The sequence below is a fragment of the Buttiauxella sp. 3AFRM03 genome (assembly GCF_003675305.1).
In the GTDB taxonomy this organism is placed as follows: Bacteria; Pseudomonadota; Gammaproteobacteria; order Enterobacterales; family Enterobacteriaceae; genus Buttiauxella; species Buttiauxella ferragutiae.
In genome coordinates, this window is the sequence record NZ_CP033076.1 from 2,841,081 (window position 1) to 2,867,537 (window position 26,457).

A 26,457-nucleotide genomic window follows, 5' to 3' on the forward strand; every position below is an offset into this window, starting at 1 on the left:
TCAGCTATTTTTGACGTCATCCCAACTCAACCCAAAGCGCACCAGATACTTACGTAACCTGTCTGCGTCATTGGGTTGTTTCTTTTGTTCACGTGACACCGCAAAAAGCCGTCGCCCCGCTTCTGAAAGTGAAGGCGAGTTGCGACACACTTCAATAACAGTTTCCAACTGACGTCTGTCAAAGAGATCGATATGCTCGGGCACGGCGCTAAATACCGTACTTGAACCTCGTTCCTGCCCGTTAGTTTTCAGCCTGACAACCTCTTCATCAACCAGCGCCTTTGTCACGCGCCCTTGTTCTGCAAGCGTTGCCATACGCGCTATTGAGGCGCTCAACTCACGGAAGTTACCGCGCCAGGTGGCTTGCGAAGAACACGCGAAAGCCAGATATTCTTCCTTTGCGCCTTTGTCGAAGCGAACCTGGCTTTTTTGATTACGGGCAAAGCGCTGTAATTCGTATTCAATATTAGGTGCGATATCCTCACAGCGTTCCGCAAGTCCTGGTAATCGAAAAGTCCACATGTTGATACGAGCGTATAAATCCTCACGAAACCGGCCCTGCGCGATCCACTCTTGCATGTTGCGGTGAGTACCAGCAATAAGCTGGAAATCACTACTGACTTCTTTATCAGAGCCAAAGGGAAAGAACTTTTTCTCTTCAATGGCTTTTAGCAACATTGCCTGCTCATCCAGCCCTAGTTCAGCAATCTCATCAAGGAACAGCACACCCTCATTAGCTTCCCTAAGCAACCCGGTTCGTGCTTGCAACGCACCGGTAAAAGCCCCTTTCACATGGCCGAATAAAGTAGACATCGCATTATCGCCGCGCAGCGTGGCACAGTTCACCGCAACAAAACTGCCCTTAACCAGATGCCGGGATTCGCGCAACGCGTAGATTCGCTGCGCCAGAAATGATTTACCGGCACCCGTCGGGCCAGTCAGCAGCATTGGTGCATCAGAGCGCAGCGCCACTCGTTCAATTTGAGCGATAAGTGTGTTGAACGTTTTATTACGGGTTTCAATACCGGATTTCAGGAAAGAGACCGACTGCTGCTGTTCACGCAAGAAACGGCTGGTCAGCGTGGCATAGCGGCTGAGATCCAAATCAATGACAGATGCCGTTCCTTCGGGGCTGTTCGCACGATCGGTTTTTTCCCCCGGTGCCGTTTGCAGCAGTCTTGCCGGGAGATAGCGTGCTTCTGTCAGCAAGAACCAGCAAATCTGCACCACATGCGTACCGGTAGTGATATGTACCAAATACTCTTCTGATTCAGTATCGAAAGGATAACGGCTGGCAAAATCGAGCAACGCATTGTAGACCACTTCAAAATCCCAGGGGTCACTCAGCTCCACTTCGTTTAACACGACCTGAGTCGCGGGTGAAACTTTGCCAATGTCCTCCGCAGCCTGTAAAGCCATACCTTTATCTTTAGGCTGGTGCAATAATTCCAGACGATCGACCGTTAGCCAATCCTGCTGGCACAGCCCTATTGTGGGGCGCCATTTCGTCCACCGATTTTCTCGCTTGCCTCGTTTATCCAGCGTGGTCCCCAATACGCCAATAACAACATTGCGTTTCATTTTATCCCTTCATATAAACCAATATCCTTAAAAATAAAATATCTTACAAAGCGATATTTAACCACAAGCGAAGTAATTATTTTTTATCCTTAAATTTCATATAACTAAAAGTATATTTATGGCTATTTTCGTTATTGGCACAGCTTTCGCTATATCTACAGGGACAACAATCAAAAAGGGACAAGACTATGGAAAGCAAAATATTGAACGATTACCAACTTTTGAATCAAACCAACGGTGCGCCGATAAAAATGTGGACTCAGGGCGTACCTGTGGAACCCAGAGCACAAGAGCAATTGCTGAATACAGCAAAAATGCCTTTTATTTTTAAACACATGGCCGTAATGCCGGATGTACATCTGGGTAAGGGTTCGACTATCGGCAGCGTTATTCCCACCCGTGGTGCAATTATCCCGGCGGCCGTTGGCGTTGATATTGGCTGTGGAATGATTGCCGTGCGGACGTCACTGCTGGCAAGCGACCTGCCGGATAACCTTGCCGGTTTGCGTAGCGCCATCGAACAGGCGGTACCACATGGGCGTACTTCAACCCGTTCGAAAAGGGATCGTGGAGCATGGGAAACCCCTCCGCAAGAAGTAGACAAGCACTGGGCCGAACTGGCACCACGCTTCAAGCACCTGACGGATAAGTACCCGCAGTTGGCGAAAACCAATAACTATCAGCACCTCGGAACACTGGGAACAGGTAACCATTTTATTGAGGTGTGCCTTGATGAAACACAGCAGGTCTGGGTAATGCTGCATAGCGGATCGCGCGGAGTAGGCAACGCCATCGGTTCGTTGTTTATCTCGCTCGCACAGCAAGATATGCAGCAGCACATCGCCAATTTGCCGGATCGTAACCTCGCCTACTTTGAAGAAGGGAGCCAGCATTTTGAGGATTACATGGAGGCAGTCAGTTGGGCGCAGGATTTTGCCCGCCATAACCGTGAAGTGATGATGGCACACACGTTGGCAGCGCTTTCGCGCATTGTGACAAAACCCTTCACCACTCAGCAGGAAGCGGTTAACTGCCACCACAACTATGTGCAGCAGGAAACTCATTTTGGTGAATCGGTACTGGTGACACGTAAAGGTGCAGTCTCTGCGCAAAAAGGACAGATGGGGATTATTCCCGGTTCGATGGGGGCAAAAAGCTTTATCGTGCGCGGCCTGGGTAATGAAGAAAGCTTCTGCTCATGCAGCCACGGCGCGGGGCGTACTATGAGCCGCAAAGAGGCAAAAAAGCGCTTTAGCGTAGCGGATCAAATCCGCGCCACGGCCCATGTGGAATGCCGTAAAGACAGCGACGTTATCGACGAAATACCGATGGCTTACAAAGATATTGACGCAGTAATGGCGGCGCAGTCTTCGCTGGTAGAAATTGTTCACACTTTGCGCCAGGTCGTGTGTGTAAAAGGATAAGAGATGAAAACGGGACTGAATAGTGTTGATGCGGTTATGCGTAGCCGTGTGCAACAGGCGCTGCGGGATATCGAAAAACGCCACGACGTGCGCGTGCTGTATGCCTGCGAATCCGGCAGCCGTGGCTGGGGCTTTGCTTCGCCAGACAGCGATTATGACGTGCGATTTCTCTATGTTCATCCACCTGAGTGGTATTTGCGGGTTGAGCCACAGCGTGATGTGATTGAGCTGCCTATAGACAGCGAGCTGGATGTTTGCGGCTGGGAATGGCGTAAAGCGCTGGGGCTGTTAAAAAGCGCCAACCCTACGTTACAAGAGTGGCTTCACTCCCCGCTGGTCTATGAACAAGACAATGAATGTATGGATGCGCTACGAGCACAGGTTCCAGATTGGTTTTCGGCACAGCGAGCAAGATGGCATTACTTCTCGATGGCTCGCAAAAACTTTCGCGGCTATCTACAAGAAGATGAAGTTCGCCTCAAAAAATACTTCTATGTGCTGCGGCCTTTACTGGCAGTGCAGTGGCTGGAAGCAGGAAAAGGATTTCCACCCGTGCGTTTCGACCAATTAATGGAAGGAACGGTAACTGACCCCCTGCTTCTTGAGGAAATCCACCAGTTGCTGGAGGTAAAACAGAATGCAGGCGAAGCGAAATATGGCCCACGCAGGCCACGAATCCACGAGTTCATCCTGCAAGAGCTGAATACTGATAAAGATCGAATGCTGCTTCCCGAAAGCCGGATGCAGGGCACAGCGGCATTGGATGCCTTGTTGTTTAAAACAGTGATGGTTTGAGGATTAAATTAATGGCAACGGAATTATTCTTACTGCGCCAGCTTGATGCATTTATGGCTGAGCCAAATAACTGGGATTTTTGGTACTCGCAGAAGCCCGAGCCAGACCTGGCAAAACGTCTTGAGCAATTAACCCGACATCACAACGGCCACGTTCGGGAACGCGCCGTTTTATGCCTGGGTTTGATGGGGACAGTCCCGGCATTACCAGCTCTGATTGAAAGGGTAAATGACTGGGCAATGCAGGTCAGAAGGGCCGCCCGCACGAGCATTTTGCGGTTTATAAAACCAGAAAACGCACAATCACTGGCGAATTGCTTACCCAATTTATTTCGTCTGCTCGACGGCAAGCGTGACGATCATCAGTCGCTGGTGAATCAAATTATTCACTTCCTGGCACTCTCTGAAAACCGGGGTGTGCTATTAGATATATTGGTTTCTCAAGATAAAAATGTTGCCAGAGCAGCCCTGCGAGTACTGCTTGAGCATCAGATCTTCTCTGAAGATGTGCTTTTTCAGCGCGCAAAACAAAGCAACGACGCGGTAGTGAGGTTAGTGGCAACCAACGCATTGTTGATGCGCCCCGCGATGGTGACAACAGAACGAATAGCCAGGCTGCTTAAAGACAGCTACGCACCGATTAAACAAGCGGTGCTGCATTATATTGTTGAGGAAAAACTGCCTGTTTCGCCATCGTTACTCTTACCGTTGTTGCTGGATCGCAACGAGCTAGTAAGAAAACGGGCGGCCAGGCTCCTGACTGCTGGCGATGTATCGCCGATCAAATGTTATATCGCCGCATTTCACGACAATTCCCGCAAAGCCGAAGAAAGAGGCACGGCATTGCTGGGCCTTGATGAGCAGAAATATGAGCACGTCATTGAGCTGGCGTTAAACAGTCTGGATTGCAGCTCAGTGGCAATGTATAAGGCTGCGCTGCTGGTGATAGTGCGAAACTTGCAGGAAGACGCCCGTGAATATCTTTTAAAAGCATTCACTTACCCATCGTATACAATCGCGAGAATGGTGGTTAAAACATTTGTTAAATTAAAGCTCTACCTAACCATGGCAGATATTCAGCAAAGCCTTGAGGCTGCGCCAACGGTGAAACACGCAGAACTTTGTTTTGCACTAGCCCGCCGCTTTAACGAATGGAATCAACTGATTTTGCTGCTCTCTCACACCAACATTAAAGCGAACGAATTCACGCCAGAAGCCGTCGCCCGTTGGACTTTGCAGCTTAATAGATTCACCGCACAACCCTCCGAATCGCAAAAGAGGGAATTACTGCTTTTAATTGAAAAACACCCCGCAATTACCCATAAAGACAGGGGTTGTATAATGCAGTTCATCGGTAGCCAGTAAAGAAAAATCCCCGGTGTTTTCACCAGGGATTTTTTTTAGAGAGAATATTAACCAGCCAACTTAACCCGCTACAGCAATACGCTTCATATCTTTCATATAGCCGCGCAGTTTCTTGCCAACGGTTTCGATTTCGTGGTTACGAATCGCTTCGTTAACGTCACGCAGTTGCGCGTTATCAACCGCACCCGCCGGGATTTCTTTGCCCAAATCACCCGCTTGCAGAGTTGTCATGAATTCTTTCAGCAATGGAACCGCAGCGTAAGAGAACAGGTAGTTGCCGTACTCAGCGGTATCAGAGATAACCACGTTCATTTCGTACAGGCGCTTACGAGCGATGGTGTTCGCAATCAGCGGCAGTTCGTGCAGTGATTCGTAGTAAGCAGACTCTTCGATGATGCCCGCATCAACCATGGTTTCGAATGCCAGCTCAACGCCCGCTTTCACCATCGCGATCATCAGAACGCCTTTGTCGAAGTATTCCTGCTCGGAAATTTTACCGTCAAACTGTGCAGCGGTTTCAAACGCAGTTTTGCCGGTCTCTTCACGCCAGGTCAGCAGGTTCTTATCGTCATTTGCCCAGTCAGCCATCATGCCGGATGAGAACTCGCCGGAAATGATGTCGTCCATGTGTTTCTGGAACAATGGAGCCATGATGGTTTTCAGTTGTTCAGACAGCGCATAAGCACGGACTTTCGCCGGGTTAGACAAGCGGTCCATCATCAGCGTGATGCCGCCTTGTTTCAGCGCTTCGGTGATGGTTTCCCAGCCGAACTGAATCAGTTTTTCTGCGTATGCCGGGTCAGTGCCTTCTTCCACCAGCTTATCGAAGCACAGCAGGGAACCGGCCTGCAGCATGCCGCACAGAATAGTTTGCTCACCCATCAGGTCAGATTTCACTTCGGCGACGAAGGAAGATTCCAGAACACCTGCACGATGACCGCCCGTTGCAGCAGCCCAGGCTTTAGCGATGGCCATGCCTTCGCCTTTTGGATCGTTTTCCGGGTGAACCGCAATCAGAGTCGGTACGCCGAAACCACGTTTGTATTCTTCACGAACTTCAGTACCCGGGCATTTTGGCGCAACCATCACCACGGTGATGTCCTTACGGATTTGCTCGCCAACTTCAACCACGTTGAAACCGTGGGAGTAGCCCAATGCTGCACCGTCTTTCATCATTGGCTGAACAGCCTTAACAACCGCAGAGTGCTGCTTGTCTGGCGTCAGGTTAACAACCAGATCCGCTTGTGGGATCAGTTCTTCGTAAGTGCCAACTTTAAATCCGTTTTCGGTCGCTTTACGCCATGAAGCGCGTTTTTCAGCGATAGCTTCAGCACGCAGAGCATAAGCAACATCCAGACCAGAGTCGCGCATGTTCAGACCCTGGTTCAAGCCTTGTGCGCCACAACCGACGATGACGACTTTTTTGCCTTTGAGGTAGCTTGCTTCATCAGCGAATTCTGCACGCGCCATGAAACGACATTTACCCAGTTGCGCCAACTGCTGACGCAGGTTCAAAGTGTTGAAATAATTAGCCATCGTGGTGGTACTCCGTAGTCGTTGTGTTGTGCTTTTATAAGGTTCGCCAGCCGTGTCTTGCTTGCGATAATGAACTCACTATATGACAGGAAATGCGTTGCTTAAATTGATATATTAACAACGTGACGTTGCAATTTATGCAACGTAGAAACAAGGGCTGATGACCATGGATTTACGCGACCTGAAAATATTTATCCACCTTGCTGAAAGTCGCCATTTCGGCAGGAGCGCACGCGCGATGCACGTCAGCCCGTCGACGCTTTCGCGCCAGATCCAGCGCCTCGAAGAGGATTTAGGTCAACCCTTGTTTTTACGCGATAACCGCACCGTTACGCTGACCGAGGCCGGAGAGCAACTGAAACAGTTCGCCCAGCACACGCTGTTGCAGTATCAGCAAATGCGCCACACCATCGGGCAGGAAGGGCCGTCGCTCACCGGCGAGTTACATCTTTTTTGCTCCGTCACCGCCGCCTACAGTCATTTACCGCCAATTCTCGACAGATTCCGTGCTGAGCATCCCAACGTGGAGATCAAACTGACCACCGGCGATGCAGCCGATGCAGTAGAAAAAGTGGATTCTAACGAAGCCGATATCGCTATTGCGGGTAAACCGGAGACATTGCCGCCAGGCGTTGCCTTTTCGATTCTGGATAATTTATCTGTGGCGCTTATTGCGCCCGCGCTGCCGTGCCCGGTTCGAGCGCAGGTAAATCAACCGGATCCCGACTGGGCAAAAGTGCCATTTATTTTACCGGATCAAGGCCCGGTACGCCGCCGTATTGAGTTGTGGTTCCGCCGTCAGAAAATCAGCAACCCGTTTATTTACGCGACGGTGGCAGGGCATGAGGCAATGGTTTCAATGGTGGCGCTGGGTTGTGGCGTGGCGCTGATTCCTGAAATCGTGCTGGAAAACAGCCCGGAACCGGTACGAAACCGCGTGCAGGTGCTGGAACGAAACGATGAGACCACACCGTTTGAGCTGGGCGTTTGCGTACAAAAAAAGCGGCTCAATGAGCCGCTTGTGCATGCGTTCTGGAAATTACTGCCCGGAAGCCATTAACCTGCAAGGAAGAAACGGAACGCTGGGTTACTGGTTTCATCGTGGCAGTCGTAGCCCAGTTCATTGAGACGGGTTTCGAAATCTGGCTCATTGTCGCCCAGTTCGAACGCCGCCAGCACGCGGCCATAATCCGTGCCGTGGCTGCGGTAATGGAACAGGGAAATATTCCAGTGCGTGCCGAGCGTTTGCAGGAATTTCAGCAAAGCGCCTGGCGACTCAGGGAATTCGAAACTGTACAGACGCTCTCGCAGGGGTTTCGACGGACGCCCGCCCACCATGTAACGCACGTGCAGTTTCGCCATTTCGTCATCAGACAAATCGACAACGCCGTAACCACCTTCGTTAAGCAATTCGATGATTTCATGCCGCTCTTCGAGGCCACGCGTCAAACGAACGCCAACGAAAATGCAGGCTTCCGCCGAACTGGAATAGCGATAGTTAAACTCGGTAACTGAGCGCCCGCCCAGTACCTGGCAGAATTTCAGGAAGCTGCCTTTCTCTTCAGGAATGGTGACCGCCAACAGCGCTTCACGTTGTTCACCCAGCTCGCAACGCTCGGAAACATAACGCAGGCCGTGGAAGTTAACGTTCGCACCTGATAATACGTGCGCGAGGCGTTCACCACGAATCTGGTGTTGCTGGATGTATTTTTTCATCCCCGCCAGAGCCAGAGCGCCAGACGGTTCAGCAACTGCACGAACATCTTCGAACAAGTCTTTCATCGCAGCGCAGATAGCATCGCTATCCACCGTGATAATGTCGTCGAGGTATTCCTGGCAAAGACGGAACGTTTCATCGCCGATACGCTTAACCGCGACACCTTCAGCAAACAAACCGACACGCGCCAAATCAACCGGCTTGCCCGCATCCAAAGCCGCTTTCAGGCAGGCTGAATCTTCCGCTTCCACGGCGATGACTTTGATTTGTGGCATCAACTGTTTGATCAGCACTGCCACGCCAGCCGCCAGGCCACCGCCGCCAACCGGTACGAATATACGGTCGATATGGGCGTCTTGTTGCAGGAGTTCGAGCGCCAGCGTGCCCTGCCCGGCGATGACTGCCGGGTGGTCAAACGGAGGAACGTAAGTGAAACCTTGTTGCTGCGAAAGCTCGATAGCACGCGCTTTGGCTTCATCAAAGTTTGCGCCATGCAGCAGCACTTCACCGCCAAACGCCCTGACGGCATCCACTTTGATATCTGCCGTAGTGACTGGCATGACAATCAAAGACTTGATGCCTAAACGCGTTGAGGAAAGCGCAACACCTTGAGCATGGTTACCAGCTGAAGCCGTAATCACGCCGCTGGCTTTTTGCTCACTGTTCAGCCCGGCAATCATTGCGTATGCGCCGCGCAGTTTGAAACTGTGCACGGGTTGCCGATCTTCACGTTTCACCAGAATGACGTTATCCAGCCGTGATGACAGTTTTTCCATCTTCTGCAATGGGGTAACTTGCGCGACTTCGTAAACCGGAGCGCGCAATACAGCTCGCAGATATTCCGCCCCGCAAGGGGCATCAGGTAGCGGTTGCGATTCGGCCATGATTAGCCTCCAAGCTTACTTTTATCGCGCACCGCGCCCTTATCGGCACTGGTGGCAAGCATTGCGTAAGCGCGCAGAGCAAAGGAAACCTGGCGTTCACGCGCACGTGGCGTCCAGGCTTTGTCACCGCGAGCTTCTTGCGCTTCACGACGAGCAGCCATTTCCTGATCGCTCAATTGCAGTTGGATACCACGATTCGGGATATCAATCGCAATCATATCGCCATCTTCAATCAGCGCAATATTGCCGCCGCTTGCCGCTTCCGGAGAAACGTGACCGATAGAAAGTCCAGAAGTACCGCCGGAGAAACGACCATCAGTGACCAGCGCACAGGCTTTGCCCAGCCCCATAGATTTCAGGAAGGTTGTTGGGTAAAGCATTTCTTGCATGCCCGGCCCGCCTTTTGGCCCTTCGTAACGAATAACGACCACATCGCCCGCGATGACTTTGCCACCAAGGATGGCCTCAACCGCATCATCCTGGCTTTCGTAGACTTTCGCTGGGCCGCGGAATACCAGGCTTTCATCGTCCACACCCGCAGTTTTCACGATGCAGCCATTTTCGGCGAAGTTGCCGTACAACACCGCCAAACCACCTTCCTGGCTGTAGGCATTTTCTTTGGAACGGATACAACCGTTTTGGCGGTCAACGTCCAGAGAATCCCAACGGCAGGATTGCGAGAAAGCTTTTGTGGTACGAATGCCCGCCGGACCTGCTGAGAACATGCTTTTCACGCTTTCGTCTTTGGTCAGCATGACATCGTACTGTTCCAGCGTTTGCGTCAGAGTCAGACCGAGAACGTTTTTCACATTTCGATGCAATAATCCGCCGCGATCCAGCTCGCCCAAAATACCGATTACGCCACCTGCGCGGTGCACGTCTTCCATATGGTATTTCTGGGTACTTGGTGCGACTTTACACAGCTGTGGCACTTTACGTGACAGCTGGTCGATATCGGTCATGGTGAAATCGAGTTCTGCTTCCTGAGCTGCTGCCAGTAAGTGCAGAACGGTATTCGTTGAGCCGCCCATTGCGACATCTAGCGTCATGGCGTTCTCAAACGCTTCTTTGCTGGCGATGCTACGTGGCAATGCACTTTCATCATCCTGCTCGTAATAACGTTTGGTCAGGGCGACGATGCGTTTACCAGCATTGAGGAACAACTCTTTACGATCGGAGTGCGTTGCCAGCAGAGAACCGTTACCCGGCTGAGACAGGCCCAGCGCTTCGGTCAGGCAGTTCATCGAGTTTGCCGTGAACATACCAGAACAGGAACCGCAAGTTGGGCAAGCAGAGCGTTCAACCTGCTCGCTTTGCTCGTCACTCACTTTCGGGTCAGCGCCCTGAATCATCGCATCAACCAGGTCGAGCTTGATGATTTGGTCAGACAGTTTGGTTTTCCCGGCTTCCATCGGGCCGCCGGAAACAAAAATAACCGGAATGTTCAGGCGCAAAGAGGCCATCAACATCCCTGGGGTGATTTTGTCGCAGTTGGAGATACAAACCATCGCGTCAGCGCAGTGCGCGTTCACCATGTATTCCACGGAGTCAGCGATAAGCTCGCGTGACGGCAGAGAATAAAGCATGCCGCCGTGGCCCATGGCGATACCGTCATCAACGGCAATGGTGTTGAACTCTTTAGCCACGCCACCGGAGGCTTCGATTTGTTCGGCGACTAATTTGCCCAAATCGCGCAGGTGAACGTGTCCCGGCACGAACTGAGTAAAGGAGTTCACTACCGCAATAATTGGCTTGCCGAAATCGTCATCGGTCATCCCGGTTGCGCGCCACAAAGCGCGGGCACCCGCCATATTACGGCCGTGGGTGGTGGTGGCTGAACGGTACTTAGGCATGCTTATTTACTCCAGTCTGTCTGTCGAGCGGACGGTAATCGCCATCCGCCTGGTTATATTTTTACTTAGGGTTGACCTGATCTAACCAGCCCCATTTATCTTCTGTTTCGCCAGTGAACAGGCCAAAGAATGCCTGTTGAATGCGTTTGGTGACCGGGCCACAACGGCCTTCACCCACTTGAATGCGGTCGACACTTCGCACTGGAGTGATTTCTGCGGCAGTGCCCGACATGAACACTTCGTCTGCCAGATACAGGGATTCGCGAGACAGCACTTGCTCACGCACTTCGATACCCAGGTCTTTCGCCAGTGTAATGATGGCGTCACGGGTAATGCCTGGCAGCGCGGAAGAGGTAAATGGCGGGGTAAACAGGATGCCGTCTTTAACTTCAAAGAGGTTTTCACCCGCGCCTTCAGACAGGTAGCCGTTCACGTCCAGCGCGATGCCTTCCTGATAACCGTGACGACGTGCTTCACTGCCAACCAGCAAGGAAGAAAGGTAGTTACCGCCCGCTTTCGCCGCCGTTGGAATGGTATTTGGTGCCACACGGTTCCAGGAGGAAACCATCGCGTCGATCCCTTGTTCCAGCGCTTCTGCGCCGAGGTATGCACCCCATGGGAAGGCTGCGATGATCACATCAGTGGTATAGCCGTCTGGCGGGTTCACGCCCATACCGACATCACCAACAAACACTAAAGGGCGGATATACGCGCTGGTCAGGTTGTTTTTACGGATAACTGAACGGCAAGCTTCCATCAGCTCATCAACACTTTGTGATACAGGGAAACGATAGATTTTTGCTGAATCACGCAAACGCTGCATGTGTTCACGATGGCGGAACACCACTGGGCCAATGTGAGATTCATAGCAACGGATACCTTCAAATACCGATGTGCCGTAATGCAGCGCATGGGACATTACATGGACCTTTGCCTCGCCCCACGGCGTCATCTCACCATTGAACCAAATGTAATCAGCTTTCTTCGTTGTCATTGTTCTCTTCCTTCTGCGCTCAGGCGCGGATTTGTTGTGTTGTTTGTTGCTGGATTTCGACGCGACCAACGTCAACCAGTTTGCTTAATTGACTAAACAGTAATTCGACTGGGCGCAGGCTGGCAACGGTCAATTCAATATTAATGTCGTCGGTGTTCCCCACCGTGACCATGTTCATAGAACACACCTGAAAACCACGATGACGCACCACGCGTAACACGCGCTCCAGCGTTTCTGGACGAAAACGAGCCGTTACTGCGAGCTGATGTTGCATCATGATAATTTCTCCAGCATTTGTGAGTTACTGGCACCTGGTGGCACCAACGGCCAGACGTTTTCGTACTCATCAATTGAGACGTGAAGCATGTACGGGCCATCGCTGTTCAACATCGTTTCGATGGCAGCTTCTACCTGGTCTTTACGAGTGATGTGTTGGCCAGGGATACCAAAGGCGCTGGCCAGCATGAGGAAATCAGGGTTATCGGAGAGGTTGGTTTCGCTGTAACGTTCTGAGAAAAACATTTGCTGCCACTGGCGAACCATTCCTAAACGTTGGTTATCCAGCAAAACGATTTTCAACGGCAACTGTTTTCGTTTTACCGTGCCCAGTTCCTGAACGTTCATCATGAATGAGCCGTCACCCGAGATACAGATGACCGTATCATTCGGGCGGGCCACCTGCGCACCAACCGCTGCCGGCAAACCAAAACCCATCGTCCCCAAACCGCTAGACGTGATGAAGTTTTCAGGGCGAGTGAATGACATATGTTGAGCCGTCCACATTTGATGCTGGCCCACATCAGTGGTTACCACGCACTCCTGCGGCTTGCGATCGGAGATCTGTTTCAGCAATAACGGAGCAAAAATGGCCTCACCGGGGTGATCATATCGCCACGGGTTTTCGGCACGTAAGTTGGCCACTTCTTGCTGCCAGTCCGCGATATTCAGCGGCTGTTGCAGTGCCTGTAATAACTGGACTAAATCCCCCTGCAACCCAACGTGCGCCTGGCGCAATTTGCTTAACTCTGCCGGGTCGATATCCATGTGAATTACTTTCGCGTGCGGAGCAAAGGTATTCAGTTTGCCGGTAACACGGTCGTCAAAACGCGCGCCGACGGCAATCAGCAAGTCGCACTCTTGCACCGCAAGGTTCGCCGCTTTGGTGCCATGCATGCCTAACATGCCGGTGTAAAACGGATGGTCCGCCGGAACCGCACCCAGACCTTTCAGCGTGACGGTAGAAGGCATATTGGTAGCCGCAATAAATTCACGCAGCGCGGGAACGGCCTGTGCCATGCCGACCCCACCACCGACATATAACATCGGCTTGTGGGCATTCGCTATCATTTCGCGAGCTTGTTGCAGCTCGGCATGCGGCATTTCGAAATCATCTTCAACAGTCGATAACCACGGCTCCAGATCACCTTGCGCTAACTGAATGTCCTTAGGGATATCCACCAACACAGGGCCTGGGCGACCGGAGTTTGCTATCTCGAAAGCTTCGGCAAGAACGCGAGGTAAATCGTCAAAAGATTCAACGAGGAAACTGTGTTTGGTGCATGCGAGGGACAATCCTAAAACATCCACTTCCTGGAACGCATCAGTGCCGATGAACGGAGCGGCAACCTGGCCTGTGATCGCGACGACTGGAACGGAGTCTAACAGCGCATCGGCAAGGCCAGTTATCAGGTTGGTTGCGCCAGGTCCGGAAGTGGCGATGCAAACCCCTGTTTTTCCTGTAGAACGTGCGTAACCAATGGCTGCCATTGCTGCGCCTTGTTCATGGCGACAGAGTAAATGTTCGACCCCACCGTCATACAACGCATCGTAGACTGGCATTATTGCACCACCTGGATAGCCGAAAACTGTCTCTACCCCCTGCGCTCGCAACGCATGTACCACCCACTGCGCACCATTCATAGTTAGTTCCCCGTCTCATTATCGGAGAAACAGCATTTTATTCTGTAACGCATCATCTGTTTCTCTCCGAATTTCTTTGCCCAACAAAAAACCCCCGGACCTTTCGGTGCGGGGGTTCTTTTCGATTCAGGCTTGATTTTTAAGCCTTTCTTTCTCCAAGTGCAGCCCCGCACGGTGGGATAATAATCACCACCACGCTAATCACGACCAGGCTAATCACTTGTAGAAGGGCTTTCATGTTTGTTTATTCTGTCTACTTGTTCGAAGTAATGTCTACAGAGTTATCACAGGGTCTGGAGGAAGCACAAGATTTTTTTATGATACATATCGTGCTTTAAAAATCAGGATGAGGAAAAACTTTTTGTTTTCAGCAGATAACGAGATAGTGAAAATATTTCATCCAGAATAAATTCGTATCTCCTTTCGCGAGGTAACCATCAGAAATTAAATCTTTTGCGAGATACATCGCAGAATAATTTCCAAAAAAGAAATCCCAGCCGAAAGCCTGGAAGACATCCCGAAGAACCTCGTTTCAGCTCTTTAGACAAAATTCGCAAACTGACAGGATGAAGTTCACTCAGAGGAACTAACTATGTCATTGGCAGTTGTGAATACAAGAGCTGCTTTAGGTATCGCGGCGCCACAAGTAACCGTAGAGGTCCATATCAGCCAGGGATTGCCTGGCTTAACTCTGGTGGGTTTACCGGAAACTACGGTCCGTGAAGCGCGTGACCGGGTGCGGAGTGCCATCATCAATAGCGGCTATACCTTTCCGGCCCGTAAAATCACAATCAATCTTGCGCCAGCGGATCTTCCTAAAGATGGTGGCAGGTATGACTTACCTATCGCTCTGGCGCTGCTGGCAGCGTCTGAGCAACTCTCTATCGATAAGTTGGATCAATATGAGTTCGTAGGTGAGCTGGCGCTTACTGGTGCATTACGTGGCGTGCCAGGGGCTATTTCATCCGCAATGGAGGCTTTAAAATCAGGGAAGAAGATTATTGTTGCTGATGAGAATGCCGCAGAACTTAGTTTGATTGAGCAGCCCGGCTGCCTTATTGCAAAGCATCTCACTGAAGTTTGCGCATTTCTGGAAGGTAAAGGCGAACTCTCAGCACCAGATAAACTACAACAGCAGTACGTTGAATCCCAGCATGACCTCAATGAAATCTTTGGCCAAGCTCAAGGTAAGCGGGCGCTTGAGATCACCGCTGCTGGTGGACATAACCTACTGCTGATTGGGCCCCCTGGCACGGGTAAAACAATGCTGGTCAGCCGCCTGAATACCTTACTTCCACCATTAAGCGACAGCGAAGCCCTGGAGAGTGCAGCCATTATTAGCCTGGTCAATCCACATGCGTTACAGCAAAAGTGGCGCCAGCGTCCGTTCAGAGCGCCTCATCATAGTGCTTCATTGGCTGCGATGGTTGGTGGAGGCTCGATACCCAGACCCGGCGAGATTTCACTGGCACACAACGGTGTGCTGTTTCTCGATGAACTTCCGGAATTTGAACGACGTGTGCTCGATGCATTACGTGAGCCAATAGAATCAGGTGAGATTCACATATCTCGCACTCGCGCCAAAATTAGTTATCCCGCCCATTTCCAACTACTGGCGGCCATGAATCCCAGCCCGACGGGTCATTATCAAGGCAAACATAATCGCTGCACACCCGAGCAAACGCTGCGCTACCTCAGCCGACTTTCAGGGCCATTTCTCGACCGCTTTGATTTATCAGTCGAGATCCCTCTCCCGCCACCCGGCATGTTAAGTAATCCGGCATTAAGCAGTGAAAGTAGTGCGGATGTAAGAGCTCGGGTCATTTCTACGCAGCAACGGCAATTTGATCGTCAGAAAAAGCTCAATGCAAGGCTCGATAACCATGAGATTCGTAAACATTGTGCCATTGAACATAATGATGCCGTATGGCTGGAAGAAACTCTGATTAAGCTGGGTTTGTCGGTACGTGCATGGCACCGCTTATTGAAGGTCGCTCGAACGATTGCTGATATTGAGGAGTGTGAACAAATAACGAGGGAACATATTTTGGAAGCCCTAAGCTATCGCGCAATTGACCGTTTACTGATTCACTTACAGAAGCTTATAGGATAAAAAAATGGGGCTTTAGCCCCATTTTTATTAGTCATCGCTGTCGGTGTAATCTTCGACCACATCCGCCTGTAGCTTGCCACCAGAGAGAGTATGGAAACGCTTAGGACGCTTGATTCGCGTCATATACTTGCTCCACACACGCTCAGCTTCTGTCACTGGCTCACGTTCACCACGGCATACCGCAACAAATAGAACTTCTTCTTCAGTACCAGGTTCACGCTTGCCAAGATCCAGCTCATTGAACGCGTAACCATGACGTTCTAACAGCTGGGCTTCTTTGATGGTGAAATCACCATGGCGAGCGAACCCACGCGGATAATGTTTATTGTCGAAAAACCGATTAGTCGTCGTAAAGCTTTCCGCCATCCTGCACGCTCCTAATTCTCTTGGTCTAGCTATTTATGGCGCGGAGTATTAGTTACGCTTGACAGAGCGTCAAACAAAACATTTAAATCATAACGACAAATTTTTTTTGGGAGTGGGTCGTGGATACTGAATTACTAAAAACGTTCCTCGAAGTGAGCAGAACGCGGCATTTTGGGCGAGCAGCGGAAGCTCTTTATCTAACGCAATCAGCTGTCAGCTTTAGAATTCGCCAATTAGAGAATCAGCTTGGTGTAAATCTTTTTACTCGCCATCGTAATAATATTCGTCTTACCACGGCGGGTGAACGTTTGCTGCCTTATGCAGAAAATCTCATGAGTATTTGGCTTGCTGCCAAAAAAGAGGTTTCCCACACCTCTCAGCACAATGAGCTCACGATTGGTGCTAGTGCATCGCTTTGGGAATGTATGCTCTCAGAATGGCTAGTGGCGCTCTATCAAGAGCATAAAGACATGCAATTTGAAGCTCGTATTTCCCAACGACAATCGTTGGTTAAACAGTTACATGAACGACAACTTGACCTACTGATCACAACAGAATCACCAAAAATGGACGAGTTTTCCAGCCAATTATTGGGACATTTCAACCTGGCACTATTTTCCGCTTCTGCACAAAACTCTACTGCAGGATTAACATATTTACGCCTGGAATGGGGGCCTGACTTCCAACAGCACGAAACGGGGCTCATCAGTAATGATGATATTCCAGTACTGACGACCAGTTCAGCTCAAATAGCTTATAAGCTATTACCACAGCTCAATGGATGTTCATTTTTACCTGTGGAATGGGCTAAAACTCGCGAAGGGATTTACCAGTTATCCGATACAATTACGCTCTCGCGGCCACTGTATGCGATTTGGTTACAAAATAGCGATAAGCAAAGCATAATCAAAGAGTTATTAAAGACACCACTCACAGCGCAGTAATGCGCTTTTGTAGTTTTGGGGAAGAATTTTGAGGAATTTTAGACAAAAAAAATCCTTTGCCGAAGCAAAGGATCATTATATGGCAGGGGCGGAGAGACTCGAACTCGCGACACCCGGTTTTGGAGACCGGTGCTCTACCAACTGAGCTACGCCCCTAAAGAACGCTTATTATTAAGCCCGCTAATTTAGCAGGCATAATATTTTTAATAAGTGGCGGAACGGACGGGACTCGAACCCGCGACCCCCTGCGTGACAGGCAGGTATTCTAACCGACTGAACTACCGCTCCACCGAATTTCTTTACTACCACCAGATGTCACAGTCTGGCTTTTACTGCTTTGAATTTGGAGCCTGGCAGTTCCCTACTCTCGCATGGGGAGACCCCACACTACCATCGGCGCTACGGCGTTTCACTTCTGAGTTCGGCATGGGGTCAGGTGGGACCACCGCGCTAGTGCCGCCAGGCAAATTCTGTTTTGTTAACCGTTGCGTTATTCACACAACCATCAACTTAATCTCGGTTCAAGCTGAAAATCAAATGCTTAGTCTCTCAACCAAAACACCTTCGGTGTTGTAAGGTTAAGCCTCACGGATCATTAGTACTGGTTAGCTCAACGTATCGCTACGCTTACACACCCAGCCTATCAACGTCGTAGTCTTCAACGTTCCTTCAGGACCCTTAAAGGGTCAGGGAGAACTCATCTCGGGGCAAGTTTCGCGCTTAGATGCTTTCAGCGCTTATCTTTTCCGCATTTAGCTACCGGGCAATGCCATTGGCATGACAACCCGAACACCAGTGATGCGTCCACTCCGGTCCTCTCGTACTAGGAGCAGCCCCCCTCAATTCTCCAGCGCCCACGGCAGATAGGGACCGAACTGTCTCACGACGTTCTAAACCCAGCTCGCGTACCACTTTAAATGGCGAACAGCCATACCCTTGGGACCTACTTCAGCCCCAGGATGTGATGAGCCGACATCGAGGTGCCAAACACCGCCGTCGATATGAACTCTTGGGCGGTATCAGCCTGTTATCCCCGGAGTACCTTTTATCCGTTGAGCGATGGCCCTTCCATTCAGAACCACCGGATCACTAAGACCTGCTTTCGCACCTGCTCGAGCCGTCACTCTCGCAGTCAAGCTAGCTTATGCCTTTGCACTAACCTCACGATGTCCGACCGTGATTAGCTAACCTTCGTGCTCCTCCGTTACGCTTTAGGAGGAGACCGCCCCAGTCAAACTACCCACCAGACACTGTCCGCAACCCGGATTACGGGTCTACGTTAGAACACCAGCCATTAAAGGGTGGTATTTCAAGGTTGGCTCCACAAGAACTGGCGTCCTCGCTTCAAAGCCTCCCACCTATCCTACACATCAAGGACCAGTGTTCAGTGTCAAGCTATAGTAAAGGTTCACGGGGTCTTTCCGTCTTGCCGCGGGTACACTGCATCTTCACAGCGATTTCAATTTCACTGAGTCTCGGGTGGAGACAGCCTGGCCATCATTACGCCATTCGTGCAGGTCGGAACTTACCCGACAAGGAATTTCGCTACCTTAGGACCGTTATAGTTACGGCCGCCGTTTACCGGGGCTTCGATCAAGAGCTTCAGCTTGCGCTTAACCCCATCAATTAACCTTCCGGCACCGGGCAGGCGTCACACCGTATACGTCCACTTTCGTGTTTGCACAGTGCTGTGTTTTTAATAAACAGTTGCAGCCAGCTGGTATCTTCGACTGCCTTCAGCTCCATCCGCAAGGGACTTCACCTACCGACAGCGTGCCTTCTCCCGAAGTTACGGCACCATTTTGCCTAGTTCCTTCACCCGAGTTCTCTCAAGCGCCTTGGTATTCTCTACCTGACCACCTGTGTCGGTTTGGGGTACGATTTGATGTTACCTGATGCTTAGAGGCTTTTCCTGGAAGTGCGGCATTTGTTACTTCAGTACCGTAGTACCTCGTCATCACACCTCAGCGTTGAATAAGAGTCCGGATTTACCTAAACTCTCCGCCTACATGCTTAAACCGGGACAACCGTCGCCCGGCTAACATAGCCCTCTCCGTCCCCCCTTCGCAGTAACACCGAGTACAGGAATATTAACCTGTTTCCCATCGACTACGCCTTTCGGCCTCGCCTTAGGGGTCGACTCACCCTGCCCCGATTAACGTTGGACAGGAACCCTTGGTCTTCCGGCGAGCGGGTTTTTCACCCGCTTTATCGTTACTTATGTCAGCATTCGCACTTCTGATACCTCCACCAGACCTCACAGTCCAGCTTCAACGGCTTACAGAACGCTCCCCTACCCAACAACGCATAAGCGTCGCTGCCGCAGCTTCGGTGCATGGTTTAGCCCCGTTACATCTTCCGCGCAGGCCGACTCGACCAGTGAGCTATTACGCTTTCTTTAAATGATGGCTGCTTCTAAGCCAACATCCTGGCTGTCTGTGCCTTCCCACATCGTTTCCCACTTAACCATGACTTTGGGACCTTAGCTGGCGGTCTGGGTTGTTTCCCTCTTCACGACGGACGTTAGCACCCGCCGTGTGTCTCCCGTGATAACATTCTTCGGTATTCGGAGTTTGCATCGGGTTGGTAAGCCGGGATGGCCCCCTAGCCGAAACAGTGCTCTACCCCCGAAGATGAGTTCACGAGGCGCTACCTAAATAGCTTTCGGGGAGAACCAGCTATCTCCCGGTTTGATTGGCCTTTCACCCCCAGCCACAAGTCATCCGCTAATTTTTCAACATTAGTCGGTTCGGTCCTCCAGTTAGTGTTACCCAACCTTCAACCTGCCCATGGCTAGATCACCGGGTTTCGGGTCTATACCCTGCAACTTAACGCCCAGTTAAGACTCGGTTTCCCTGCGGCTCCCCTATACGGTTAACCTTGCTACAGAATATAAGTCGCTGACCCATTATACAAAAGGTACGCAGTCACCCCATAAAAGAGGCTCCCACTGCTTGTACGTACACGGTTTCAGGTTCTGTTTCACTCCCCTCGCCGGGGTTCTTTTCGCCTTTCCCTCACGGTACTGGTTCACTATCGGTCAGTCAGGAGTATTTAGCCTTGGAGGATGGTCCCCCATATTCAGACAGGATACCACGTGTCCCGCCCTACTCTTCGAGTTCACAGCATGTGCATTTTTGTGTACGGGAGTATCACCCTGTACCCTGCGACTTTCCAGACGCTTCCACTAATACACAAACTGATTCAGACTCTGGGCTGCTCCCCGTTCGCTCGCCGCTACTGGGGGAATCTCGGTTGATTTCTTTTCCTCGGGGTACTTAGATGTTTCAGTTCCCCCGGTTCGCTTCGTTAAGCTATGTATTCACTTAACGATAGTGCAACGAATTGCACTGGGTTTCCCCATTCGGAAATCGTCGGTTATAACGGTTCATATCACCTTACCGACGCTTATCGCAGATTAGCACGTCCTTCATCGCCTCTGACTGCCAGGGCATCCACCGTGTACGCTTAGTCGCTTAACCTCACAACCCGAAGATGTCTCGTAAGACACAATCGTATGTTGCGAAAATTTGAGAGACTCGAACACACCGCATTTTCCTTTCTTATTACGGAGAAAGGAAACAGTGTGTCGTTTCAATTTTCAGCTTGTTCCGGATTTTTAAAGAGCAAATACTTCTCAGCACACTGTTAAACAGTACACTTAGAAGTATTGGGTGAGCATGAAATGATGGTGGAGCTAAGCGGGATCGAACCGCTGACCTCCTGCGTGCAAGGCAGGCGCTCTCCCAGCTGAGCTATAGCCCCATCGATTTCGTAAAACCTTTTGATTTACCTTTAACTTCTCATCAGGCAAGGCGCGTCACCGCGAAGCATACTAAAGTATGTGAGCGGGGTCGCAACACAGCATGGAGAGAAGTTTGGTAGGCCTGAGTGGACTTGAACCACCGACCTCACCCTTATCAGGGGTGCGCTCTAACCACCTGAGCTACAAGCCTATAAGGTTTTACTGCTCGTTTTCTATCAGACAATCTGTGTGAGCACTACGCAAGTTCGTATCTATTAGGTAAGGAGGTGATCCAACCGCAGGTTCCCCTACGGTTACCTTGTTACGACTTCACCCCAGTCATGAATCACAAAGTGGTAAGCGCCCTCCCGAAGGTTAAGCTACCTACTTCTTTTGCAACCCACTCCCATGGTGTGACGGGCGGTGTGTACAAGGCCCGGGAACGTATTCACCGTAGCATTCTGATCTACGATTACTAGCGATTCCGACTTCACGGAGTCGAGTTGCAGACTCCGATCCGGACTACGACGCACTTTATGAGGTCCGCTTGCTCTCGCGAGGTCGCTTCTCTTTGTATGCGCCATTGTAGCACGTGTGTAGCCCTACTCGTAAGGGCCATGATGACTTGACGTCATCCCCACCTTCCTCCAGTTTATCACTGGCAGTCTCCTTTGAGTTCCCGGCCGAACCGCTGGCAACAAAGGATAAGGGTTGCGCTCGTTGCGGGACTTAACCCAACATTTCACAACACGAGCTGACGACAGCCATGCAGCACCTGTCTCACAGTTCCCGAAGGCACTAAGGCATCTCTGCCGAATTCTGTGGATGTCAAGAGTAGGTAAGGTTCTTCGCGTTGCATCGAATTAAACCACATGCTCCACCGCTTGTGCGGGCCCCCGTCAATTCATTTGAGTTTTAACCTTGCGGCCGTACTCCCCAGGCGGTCGACTTAACGCGTTAGCTCCGGAAGCCACTCCTCAAGGGAACAACCTCCAAGTCGACATCGTTTACGGCGTGGACTACCAGGGTATCTAATCCTGTTTGCTCCCCACGCTTTCGCACCTGAGCGTCAGTCTTTGTCCAGGGGGCCGCCTTCGCCACCGGTATTCCTCCAGATCTCTACGCATTTCACCGCTACACCTGGAATTCTACCCCCCTCTACAAGACTCTAGCCTGCCAGTTTCGAATGCAGTTCCCAGGTTGAGCCCGGGGATTTCACATCCGACTTGACAGACCGCCTGCGTGCGCTTTACGCCCAGTAATTCCGATTAACGCTTGCACCCTCCGTATTACCGCGGCTGCTGGCACGGAGTTAGCCGGTGCTTCTTCTGCGAGTAACGTCAATCGCCAAGGTTATTAACCTTAACGCCTTCCTCCTCGCTGAAAGTACTTTACAACCCGAAGGCCTTCTTCATACACGCGGCATGGCTGCATCAGGCTTGCGCCCATTGTGCAATATTCCCCACTGCTGCCTCCCGTAGGAGTCTGGACCGTGTCTCAGTTCCAGTGTGGCTGGTCATCCTCTCAGACCAGCTAGGGATCGTCGCCTAGGTGAGCCATTACCTCACCTACTAGCTAATCCCATCTGGGCACATCTGATGGCAAGAGGCCCGAAGGTCCCCCTCTTTGGTCCGAAGACGTTATGCGGTATTAGCTACCGTTTCCAGTAGTTATCCCCCTCCATCAGGCAGTTTCCCAGACATTACTCACCCGTCCGCCGCTCGTCACCCAGGAGCAAGCTCCCTGTGCTACCGCTCGACTTGCATGTGTTAGGCCTGCCGCCAGCGTTCAATCTGAGCCATGATCAAACTCTTCAATTAAAAGCTTGATTTGCTTCAACTCGTGAAGCGGTGCTCAAAAATTAACTTTCGTAGTACTTCTTTAGTTAAACAAGTCAACTAAATGAATTACTGCTTGGTCACTCTTCAAGACTTGATATTTTTTTGATACCCGAAGGTATCTGAGATATCAATCCTGCGAGTGCCCACACAGATTGTCTGATAAATTGTTAAAGAGCAGTGAGTTACGCGCTTCCGCTTGCTAACTCGAGGTGGCGTATATTACGCTTTCCTCTTTCAGAGTCAAGCGTTTATTTTCGCTTTTCATCTGGCTGACGGGCCGGTTTGTAAGCCGTTGTGCCGTGTCAGTGGAGGCGCAGTATAGGGATTTTCTGGAGGCTGACAACCCCTATTTTCAATTTTTATTTCAACCGTCGATTTTTTATTCAAAATTGCTACGAACAGCCAGTTTTTCTAGTCTTGGGAAGCCATAACGCTGCAAAACGGGTGTTAATTGTGCAATCTCAGGAGTCAGCCCCATACAGAATGCAATATTCTCATCAGAAGATACTGCATGCGGAGATTCATGCTCTAAAAGCCATACAGTACGGCGAGCAATCGCAGCACCGGAATCTATCAGCCTTGTGCCTTCGGGTAAGACTTGTAGCAACTCTTCTTCTAATAGAGGGAAATGGGTGCAACCTAATACCACGGTATCTGGCGGCTCCTTCATTCGCAGCCATGGACGAAGAATCTTGCGTAGTTCCTCAAGATCTACAGGCTGACCATGCAGCTTGGCTTCCGCTAATTCCACCAGCTCTGCCGAACCGAGCATTTCGATTTTGCATTCCGACGCAAAGCGTGCGACCAGTTCGTGAGTATAAGGGCGGCGAACAGTGCCGCGAGTCGCCAGCAAACCTACAACGCCGTTAGTCGTCAAACGCGCTGCCGGCTTAATAGCAGGAACGACGCCCACCACAGGGAATGCGAATTTCTCACGCAGAGCGGGAAGTGAGACGGTACTTGCCGTATTACAGGCGATGATGGCGAGTGCGAGTGGGTAGCGTTCCTGAACCGCAGTAACAATTTCGACTACGCGTTCAACAATGAACTCTTCGCTTTTCTCGCCGTAGGGGAATGCTACGTTGTCGAAAGCATAAATGTAGTGCAGGTCAGGCAAAAGCTGCCGGACTTCATCATACACAGAAAGCCCACCGACACCGGAGTCAAAAACCAGTACGGTGGGACGTGTATTAGAAGGTATAGCTGCCAGAGAGATAGTATTCCCGTCCTGGGGTTTGATAGCCATAAACCGTCTCGTAATCTTTATCGAACAGGTTGGCGATTCTACCACGAACAGTGAGATGAGAGGTGACCGGATATGAAGCCGCTACATCAACTGTGCTATAACTCGGCAAAATTTGCTGAGTCGGGTTATAAGCAGAGGTGTTGTTGTCGTAGCGTTTGCCGTAATACTGCCACGCTACATCCATATTCACGTTAAACATCACCCAGTCGAGCTGGTACTTAGCCTGGCGCTTAGCGCGGCGAGCCAGCACTTCATCACTCTGGTCATCACGCGGATCCATATACTGCAACGTTAGCTTATGAGTAAAGATGCCAGTATCCACGCTACCGACCCATTCCAGTCCTTTGATAGTCGCAGATTTGATGTTGTCATAAGACCCGTCATAAGTGACCGGGTCGGAGTAGTAGGTAATCAGATTTTCAATCGTGTAGTGATAAGCAGACAAACGCCAGTCCACAGGACCTGTTAATCCTTCAAGCCCAGCTTCCCATTGTTTGGATTCTTCTGGTTTCAGATTTGGATTGGAGTCGATACCAAAGCGCGTGGAGCCATATTGTTGCCCGAGGGAAGGTGCAAGGAAGCCCGTGCCATAAGAAACTGTCGCACGATACCCTTCAACGAATTCCCATCCAGCCGCGGTTTGCCATGTACCGTGCCAACCGAATTGCTCGTCGTGGTCTTCACGACCTGAAGCTTCCAGGGTCACATCGCCAAACTGCTGCTGACCACTCAAGTAGACGCCCGTGTTATCACGGTTATAACTGTCAGACATGACTGTGTCAGAAGAAGTCAGACGCTGTTGCTGCCAATCAATACCTGCGCTGATCGAGCCATTCCCGACAACAAAGTTGTTACCCCACTGGACGTTGCGTTGGGTCATATAGTCGAGCGTCGTACCGTCGTTATAGCGGCCATACACGCTGCTATAGTTATAGTCCTTCACTTTTTGATAGCTCGCCAACAGCTGCGAAGAGTAGATCCCGGAATGGAAACGCAGGCCCGCATCGTAGTTCTGGTTATAGAGTTGATGCTCGTCTGCGCTATACGCCGGAGTATAAGGAGGCGCACCTAAATCGTAATCGCTGTTGTTGGAATAGCCATAAGTACGGAAGAAGCCGTCAAACTCCTCGCTAAACTTATGCTCCAGGCCAGCCCAATAGCTTTTGCTACGGTAACCATCTCTATCGTTATCACCGCTATAAGTAGAATGCGGCTGAACGTTAAAACCCTTAGTGGTTTCGTATGAGCCAGACACTGTCGCTACCGTATCGCCAAAACGCTGGCGCCAGGAACCATCATATTGCTGATAGCTATCCGAACCCACACCCGCATTGATTTGCGACTTTTCTTCATCGCTCTGCGTGATGATGTTAACCACGCCGCCAATCGCGCCAGAACCGTAAACCGCGGAACGTGGGCCACGAATGTATTCCACGCGCTGCACTAAAGAAATCGGGATTTGGCTAACATCCGAGGAGTTGGAAATGCCAGGGCGGGCAAGCGGAATACCATCCACCAGCACCAATACATGGCTGGCGCTGGTGCCACGGACAGACATTGAAGAACTCTGCCCAAGACCACCATACTGAGCAATATCGACGCCAGGTAAACGACGCATGACATCGTTCATCGATTTTGCCTGCCATTGGTCGATCTCTTCCCGGGTCACAATATCAGTTGGCGCCAGAACGGTATTGACGGGTTGCTGAAAACGGTTGGCCGTTACCACCAGAGTATCGTCAGAATTGCTGTCTTGCGCCCAGCCTGAAAAAGCCGTTACGGACAGAGCCGTAAGCAGCGAAAGTTTTTTTACCATCATTTTAATAAGCATCCGCTTTCCAATAAGGATGCCGCAGACATAACCGATAGCACGCGATAGTTATGCAGATTGCGACGTATACCGGCAGGTCTTCGGGCTTGGAGGTGTGTGACTACTGGATGATGACTTCCCGCTTTGTTTAGCAGTGTCTGCACTTGGCGCTCATCCCACCGTTCCTTACCGCTGCGCGTCAGCCCCAGAGTTGCACTGGGTTCCCTTTTAACTCATGTAAAAAGGCCGGAAGCGCTATGCTACGATTTTGTTAATAAGATTGTCCAGACACATCAAAATGCAACAGCACTGGACATCATCAAC

At 50.9% G+C, this 26,457-nt stretch carries 17 protein-coding genes, 4 tRNA genes, 3 rRNA genes and 1 riboswitch; of the genes, 6 read left to right on the forward strand and 18 right to left on the reverse strand.

Features of this window, described 5'->3' with window-relative positions; translation table 11 throughout:
- Positions 1–1,581 (reverse strand): RNA repair transcriptional activator RtcR, encoded by a 1,581-nt coding sequence (gene rtcR / locus D8682_RS14745; protein ID WP_121814588.1) that lies wholly within the window; start codon positions 1,579–1,581, stop codon positions 1–3.
- A 188-nt stretch (positions 1,582–1,769) separates the two neighbouring features.
- Here rtcR and D8682_RS14750 point away from each other — a divergent pair, with 188 nt between their 5' ends.
- The 3 genes from D8682_RS14750 to D8682_RS14760 are packed head-to-tail and all read left to right on the forward strand — an operon-like array spanning position 1,770 to position 5,164.
- Positions 1,770–3,005 carry an RtcB family protein gene (locus D8682_RS14750; protein ID WP_064541596.1) on the forward strand — a complete coding sequence of 412 codons (1,236 nt, stop codon included), beginning with the start codon at positions 1,770–1,772 and terminating at the stop codon, positions 3,003–3,005.
- 3 nt (positions 3,006–3,008) lie between these two features.
- Positions 3,009–3,800 (forward strand): nucleotidyltransferase domain-containing protein, encoded by a 792-nt coding sequence (locus tag D8682_RS14755; RefSeq protein ID WP_064541600.1) that lies wholly within the window; start codon positions 3,009–3,011, stop codon positions 3,798–3,800.
- Between the two features lie 11 nt (positions 3,801–3,811).
- On the forward strand, positions 3,812–5,164 hold the full coding sequence (locus tag D8682_RS14760) for a HEAT repeat domain-containing protein (protein WP_121814589.1): 1,353 nt from the start codon (positions 3,812–3,814) through the stop codon (positions 5,162–5,164).
- A gap of 60 nt (positions 5,165–5,224) precedes the next feature.
- Here D8682_RS14760 and ilvC read toward each other — a convergent pair whose 3' ends face one another.
- Complete coding sequence (gene ilvC, locus D8682_RS14765) at positions 5,225–6,700, reverse strand: ketol-acid reductoisomerase (protein WP_064541606.1); 1,476 nt, start codon at positions 6,698–6,700, stop codon at positions 5,225–5,227.
- A 166-nt stretch (positions 6,701–6,866) separates the two neighbouring features.
- Here ilvC and ilvY point away from each other — a divergent pair, with 166 nt between their 5' ends.
- Entirely contained in the window at positions 6,867–7,760 is an 894-nt protein-coding gene (gene ilvY / locus D8682_RS14770) for an HTH-type transcriptional activator IlvY (RefSeq protein ID WP_064541609.1), read from the forward strand.
- On the opposite strand, the gene ilvA is transcribed toward ilvY, so the two are convergent.
- From ilvA to ilvL, 6 genes are all read right to left on the reverse strand, one after another.
- Positions 7,757–9,301, reverse strand: a complete 1,545-nt coding sequence (gene ilvA / locus D8682_RS14775; RefSeq protein ID WP_064541612.1) for a threonine ammonia-lyase, biosynthetic — start codon at positions 9,299–9,301, stop codon at positions 7,757–7,759. The two genes, ilvY and ilvA, sit on opposite strands and share 4 nt — an antisense overlap.
- A 2-nt stretch (positions 9,302–9,303) precedes the next feature.
- Positions 9,304–11,154 (reverse strand): dihydroxy-acid dehydratase, encoded by a 1,851-nt coding sequence (ilvD, locus tag D8682_RS14780; RefSeq protein ID WP_064541615.1) that lies wholly within the window; start codon positions 11,152–11,154, stop codon positions 9,304–9,306.
- A 61-nt stretch (positions 11,155–11,215) separates the two neighbouring features.
- Positions 11,216–12,148 (reverse strand): branched-chain amino acid transaminase, encoded by a 933-nt coding sequence (locus tag D8682_RS14785; RefSeq protein WP_064541618.1) that lies wholly within the window; start codon positions 12,146–12,148, stop codon positions 11,216–11,218.
- 19 nt (positions 12,149–12,167) lie between these two features.
- On the reverse strand, positions 12,168–12,425 hold the full coding sequence (gene ilvM / locus D8682_RS14790) for an acetolactate synthase 2 small subunit (protein WP_064515142.1): 258 nt from the start codon (positions 12,423–12,425) through the stop codon (positions 12,168–12,170).
- Complete coding sequence (ilvG, locus tag D8682_RS14795; protein WP_121814590.1) at positions 12,422–14,068, reverse strand: acetolactate synthase 2 catalytic subunit; 1,647 nt, start codon at positions 14,066–14,068, stop codon at positions 12,422–12,424. The genes ilvM and ilvG overlap by 4 nt, the downstream gene beginning before the upstream one ends.
- A gap of 139 nt (positions 14,069–14,207) precedes the next feature.
- Positions 14,208–14,306, reverse strand: a complete 99-nt coding sequence (gene ilvL, locus D8682_RS14800; RefSeq protein WP_072009493.1) for an ilv operon leader peptide — start codon at positions 14,304–14,306, stop codon at positions 14,208–14,210.
- 354 nt (positions 14,307–14,660) lie between these two features.
- Between ilvL and D8682_RS14805 the strand changes: the two genes are divergently transcribed.
- Complete coding sequence (locus D8682_RS14805; protein WP_121814591.1) at positions 14,661–16,181, forward strand: YifB family Mg chelatase-like AAA ATPase; 1,521 nt, start codon at positions 14,661–14,663, stop codon at positions 16,179–16,181.
- Positions 16,182–16,208: 27 nt separating this feature from the next.
- Here the strand turns inward: D8682_RS14805 and D8682_RS14810 are convergent, their stop codons facing one another.
- Complete coding sequence (locus D8682_RS14810; RefSeq protein ID WP_121814592.1) at positions 16,209–16,547, reverse strand: DUF413 domain-containing protein; 339 nt, start codon at positions 16,545–16,547, stop codon at positions 16,209–16,211.
- 119 nt (positions 16,548–16,666) lie between these two features.
- Between D8682_RS14810 and hdfR the strand changes: the two genes are divergently transcribed.
- A complete protein-coding gene (hdfR, locus tag D8682_RS14815; protein ID WP_121814593.1) occupies positions 16,667–17,491 on the forward strand; it encodes an HTH-type transcriptional regulator HdfR in 825 nt (274 codons plus the stop codon).
- Positions 17,492–17,571: 80 nt separating this feature from the next.
- Here hdfR and D8682_RS14820 read toward each other — a convergent pair.
- The 9 genes from D8682_RS14820 to btuB form a co-directional block, all read right to left on the reverse strand.
- Positions 17,572–17,647, reverse strand: a tRNA-Trp gene (locus D8682_RS14820).
- A 55-nt stretch (positions 17,648–17,702) separates the two neighbouring features.
- Positions 17,703–17,779: transfer RNA gene (locus D8682_RS14825), tRNA-Asp, on the reverse strand.
- A gap of 60 nt (positions 17,780–17,839) precedes the next feature.
- A 5S ribosomal RNA gene (gene rrf / locus D8682_RS14830) occupies positions 17,840–17,955 on the reverse strand.
- Between the two features lie 110 nt (positions 17,956–18,065).
- Positions 18,066–20,973, reverse strand: a 23S ribosomal RNA gene (locus D8682_RS14835).
- Positions 20,974–21,180: 207 nt separating this feature from the next.
- Positions 21,181–21,256: transfer RNA gene (locus tag D8682_RS14840), tRNA-Ala, on the reverse strand.
- A 114-nt stretch (positions 21,257–21,370) separates the two neighbouring features.
- Positions 21,371–21,447, reverse strand: a tRNA-Ile gene (locus D8682_RS14845).
- 69 nt (positions 21,448–21,516) lie between these two features.
- Positions 21,517–23,056, reverse strand: a 16S ribosomal RNA gene (locus D8682_RS14850).
- The 16S, 23S and 5S rRNA genes sit together here with 4 tRNA genes alongside, the layout of an rRNA operon.
- 400 nt (positions 23,057–23,456) lie before the next feature.
- Positions 23,457–24,323, reverse strand: coding sequence for a glutamate racemase (murI, locus tag D8682_RS14855; RefSeq protein WP_121814594.1), 867 nt, complete (start codon positions 24,321–24,323; stop codon positions 23,457–23,459).
- Positions 24,268–26,139 (reverse strand): TonB-dependent vitamin B12 receptor BtuB, encoded by a 1,872-nt coding sequence (gene btuB, locus D8682_RS14860; RefSeq protein ID WP_121815713.1) that lies wholly within the window; start codon positions 26,137–26,139, stop codon positions 24,268–24,270. Before btuB ends, murI begins: the two co-directional genes overlap by 56 nt.
- A 68-nt stretch (positions 26,140–26,207) precedes the next feature.
- Positions 26,208–26,399: riboswitch (cobalamin riboswitch) on the reverse strand.
- Between the last annotated feature and the right edge of the window lie 58 nt (positions 26,400–26,457).